The organism is uncultured Thermus sp. (assembly GCF_938010445.1).
GTDB lineage: Bacteria > Deinococcota > Deinococci > Deinococcales > Thermaceae > Thermus > Thermus altitudinis.
Window position 1 is genome coordinate 1 of record NZ_CALLUR010000081.1, and the last position, 3688, is coordinate 3688.

The following is a 3688-nucleotide window of genomic DNA, read 5'->3' on the forward strand; positions in this document are numbered from 1 at the left end:
GCCATACCGGGAAAGCTCCAGCCGCTCAATCCGCCTTAGGAGGACCAAGGGGCTTTGGGCCTGGTTGAGGAGCAGGTCGGTATGGGTCACCACCCCCACCACCTTCCCCCCTTCCGTAAGGGGCAGGTGGTGGATGCCCCGTTCCACCATGGCCGCCAGGGCCTCATAGATGGGGGTTTCCGCCGGGAGGGTGAAGAGGGGTGTGGTCATCACCTGGGCCACGGGGGTGGAGGGGGAAAGGCCCTCCGCCAGGACCCGGTTCCTTAGGTCGCGGTCCGTGAGGATGCCCAAAGGCTCTCCTTCCACCAGGAGGCTGGAGATGCCCTCTTGGCGCATCCTCCTCGCGGCCTCTTCCACCGTGGCCGAAGGGGGGATGAAGGCGGGGGGCCGGCGTACCAGGTTGCCCACGGGGGCAAAGAGGGAGGGTTCTGGCGCCAGCCGCAGCCTTACCCGTTCCGCCAGGCCTTGGCCAAAAAAGCGGGCCGCTTCCGGGTACGTCAGAAGCCTTTGGAAGGCCTCCGTGGGAAAGGCCAGAAGCCGGACCGGGGTCTTGGCCACCACCCCCAGGGCCGGGGGTTCGCCGGAAAGGAGGGAGGGAAAGCCGAAAAACTCCCCTGCCCCAAGGGTTCCCACCTCCTTCTCCCCATCCAGCAGGGCCACCTTTCCCTCCAGAAGAAGATAGAGTTTGTCTGCGGGGCTACCCCCTTGTTCCAGAAGGGGGGTTCCCGGATCCAGAAGGAGCTCGTGGCCTGCCTGGGAGATCCTCCGCAGCTCTTCTGGCGGTAGCCGGTCTAATGGAGGGATTTTCGTCAGTAAGTCCATGGCCATAGTGATGGTTTGCCCTTATAGTATCCCATATGGCGGAGGAAAAAGAGGTTATCTATGGCAAATTGGTGGAGTACGTGGAGCGGTTCGTGCGGGATCCGCAAAGGATGCGCCGCCTCGAGGATGAGGTGGCCTACCATCTTTTTGTCTGGACTCGGGGGGGGTTGGAGCGAGGGATAAAGTGCTTCGACGAAGCGGCCGGGCCCTTGGAACGCTTGCTTGGAGGGAAGCGGCTGTTTTGCTATGATGAATGGGAGGGATTACGGCTTGCCGTCACCCAGGTCTTTCGCTTGGGGCGCTTAAAGCTTTTGGTGCTTACGGCTTTCAAAAAGGGGGCCAGGGTGGCCTGGCCCCCCCGCAAAGCCTAGCCCCTAGTCGGGCAGGCGCATGTGATCCACGAAGGCCTCCCGTTCCTTACCCTCAGGGGGCGTGAGCAGGGAGACCACTATGGCGGTGAGGGCGTTGGCTAGGAAGGAGATGGCCCCCCAGGCGATGGTGCCAATCTTTTGCCCAAAGAGGACCAAGGGGGGAGCATTGAAAATTCCCACGGCAAGCACGTAGGGTAAAGCCACCGCCATACCCACGATGAGCCCCGCTACGATTCCGTAGCGGTTTAGCCGCTTCCAGAAGATGCCCAGCATGATGGCTGGGGTAAAGGTGGAAGCGGCGAAGACGAAAGCCCAGCCCACCAGCAAGGCTACGTAACGGCTAAAGCCAGGGTCCCGGATGGCCAGGTACCCCAGGTACCCACCCACCAAACCGATGATCACCAGCATGATCCTGACGAAGCCCACCTCCCCCGCCTCCGAGGCCTGGGGGTTGATGAAGCGTTTGTAGATGTCTCGGGAAATGGCGGTGGACATGGCTAGGAGAAGCCCGTCGGCGGTGGAAAGGGCTGCGGCCAAACCGCCCACGGCCACCAGGGGCGAGATGAGCCAGAGCATGCCGAACATGTCCGGCATCCCCACCACCACGATGTCGTTGTGGAAGGAGAGCTCCGCCGGTTGGATGATCCCATCCGTGTTGGCGTCATTCACCTTGACCAATCCGGTCGGAAGCCACTTTTGAACCCATGGGGTGTTCATCACCACATCCAATGGCTTGTTCCAGAGGTTGCTAATGGAGAGCCGGGCAATGGCAGCGTAGATGGAGGCCGTAGTGTATAGCAGGCCGATAAAGAGGAGGGCCCAGCCCACGCTAAGGCGTGCGGCATGCACGTTGGTTACCGTGTAGAAACGCACCAGGATGTGGGGCAGACCCATGGTGCCCAGCATAAGCACCAAAGCTGCCAGGATCCAGTTGAGCATTCCGCTGCCGCCAGCGAAGGGGCGGGCCAGGGGTTCGGTCCAAAGGGGGCTTATGCCGGCAGCGGCCTCACGTCCTTCTACTTCCGCCAAGAGGGGTCCATACTGGAGGTGGGGGATGGGAAGAAGCCCCAAGGAGGCACTGGCGATAAGCACCGGCAGGAGGTACATGGAAATGAGCACCCAGTACTGGACGAATTGCACCCAGGTGATGCTGCGCCAGCCGCTGGTCCAGGCGTAAGCCAAGGCCCCGAACACGCCCACGAAGACGGCGATAGTGGCGGGGATGCCCAGGAAGCGGGAGAAGACCACCCCCACCCCCACCAGCTGGGCGGTGAGGTAGGTGAGGGAGGTGATGAAGACCATGAGCACGGCGATGACCCGGGCTGTAGACCAGTTGCCCGCCAGGCGCTCTATCAGCTCGGGCACGGTGTAGGTGCCGGACTTGCGTACAAAGGGAGCGATGGTAAAGGCCATAAGGGTGTAGCCCAAAGTCCAGCCGATCACGTAGGGTAGGGCATCAAAGCCTAGAAAAGCGATGATCCCCGCCATGGAGAGGAAGCTGGCTGCCGACATCCAGTCGGCAGCCGTGGCGGCCCCATTGACTACCGCCGGGATGGAGCGGCCCGCCACGTAGAAGTCGGCGGTCGCCTGAGACCGGATGGTGAGAGCCAGGACCAAGTAAACCAGGATGCTGCCGATGATCAGGACCAAGGAGGTTAGGTATTGCCCTCCTACCGGGTAGGCCAGTATGGCCAGGAGAACGACCGCGATAGCGGTAAGCAGGGGGTTACGCACTACAGGGGAGACGCCTTTTGCTGGAGCCATGGTTTACCTCCCTTCCTTTAGCTTTCTCTCCAACTCCTGGTCCAGCCGGTTCATGCGGGCGGCGTACCAAAAGATCAGCACGATGCCCAGGACGATCACGATGAAGCTGTTGATGTACCAGTGAAGCGAGGGCAAGGGGCCGATGATCACCCCCTTGAAGAGGGGCGAAAGTACCGGCAAGACGATAGCGATAACGATCCAGTAGAGGAGGGAACGAAGCGTAAGTCCCTTGACCTCCTTCCAGTACCACTCCTTGACCGCCTCAGGAACTCCGTCCATGCAACTCACCTCCCTTTGGTAAAAGGGCAAGCAGGGGCTTTGGTCCCTTGCGCGAACGTATGTCCTGCCTGCTGGGCGAATCTTAACTCCCTCCCGGTGGAGCGTCAAGAAAAGGGGCCTTTGGCAAATACCTGAAAACCCAGGGTTTCTGGTGGACCGTATGGTGTGCCGCTCTAGGGTTGCCGGTGGGAAGGAACTATTACTACCCCCCCTGGGTTTGTACCAAGGTGGGATCCCGGTAAAGCCCTTCGGTAGACCGAATCCTAGGGGGACGCCGAAACAGAAAAAGTTATCATTCCTCCAAAGTGGACAGATCCCCCGGGTCCTTGCCCAACTCCTGGGCCTTGAGGAGACGGCGCAGGATCTTGCCGGAGCGGGTTTTGGGAAGCTTGTCCAGGAAGACCACCTGCGAAGGGGTGGCGATGGGGCCCAGCTCCCGGCGCACGTGGGCG

General features: G+C 61.2%; 5 protein-coding genes. 1 reads left to right on the forward strand and 4 read right to left on the reverse strand.

The annotated features are described in order from the left end of the window. Positions 1-822, reverse strand: an 822-nt coding sequence (locus Q0693_RS04680) for a CBS domain-containing protein (protein WP_298629576.1), incomplete at its 3' end; no start/stop codon positions are given. Between the two features lie 35 nt (positions 823-857). On the opposite strand from Q0693_RS04680, the gene Q0693_RS04685 reads away from it, so the two are divergent. Further along, positions 858-1193, forward strand: coding sequence for a hypothetical protein (locus Q0693_RS04685; RefSeq protein ID WP_298629578.1), 336 nt, complete (start codon positions 858-860; stop codon positions 1191-1193). A 3-nt stretch (positions 1194-1196) separates the two neighbouring features. Here the strand turns inward: Q0693_RS04685 and Q0693_RS04690 are convergent, their stop codons facing one another. The 3 genes from Q0693_RS04690 to Q0693_RS04700 form a co-directional block, all read right to left on the reverse strand. Then, complete coding sequence (locus Q0693_RS04690; RefSeq protein ID WP_298629580.1) at positions 1197-2927, reverse strand: VC_2705 family sodium/solute symporter; 1731 nt, start codon at positions 2925-2927, stop codon at positions 1197-1199. Between the two features lie 33 nt (positions 2928-2960). After that, positions 2961-3236, reverse strand: a complete 276-nt coding sequence (locus Q0693_RS04695) for a sodium/substrate symporter small subunit (protein WP_298629582.1) — start codon at positions 3234-3236, stop codon at positions 2961-2963. Between the two features lie 292 nt (positions 3237-3528). Then, a partial coding sequence (locus Q0693_RS04700; protein WP_298629584.1) for a hypothetical protein occupies positions 3529-3688 on the reverse strand: 160 nt, incomplete at its 5' end.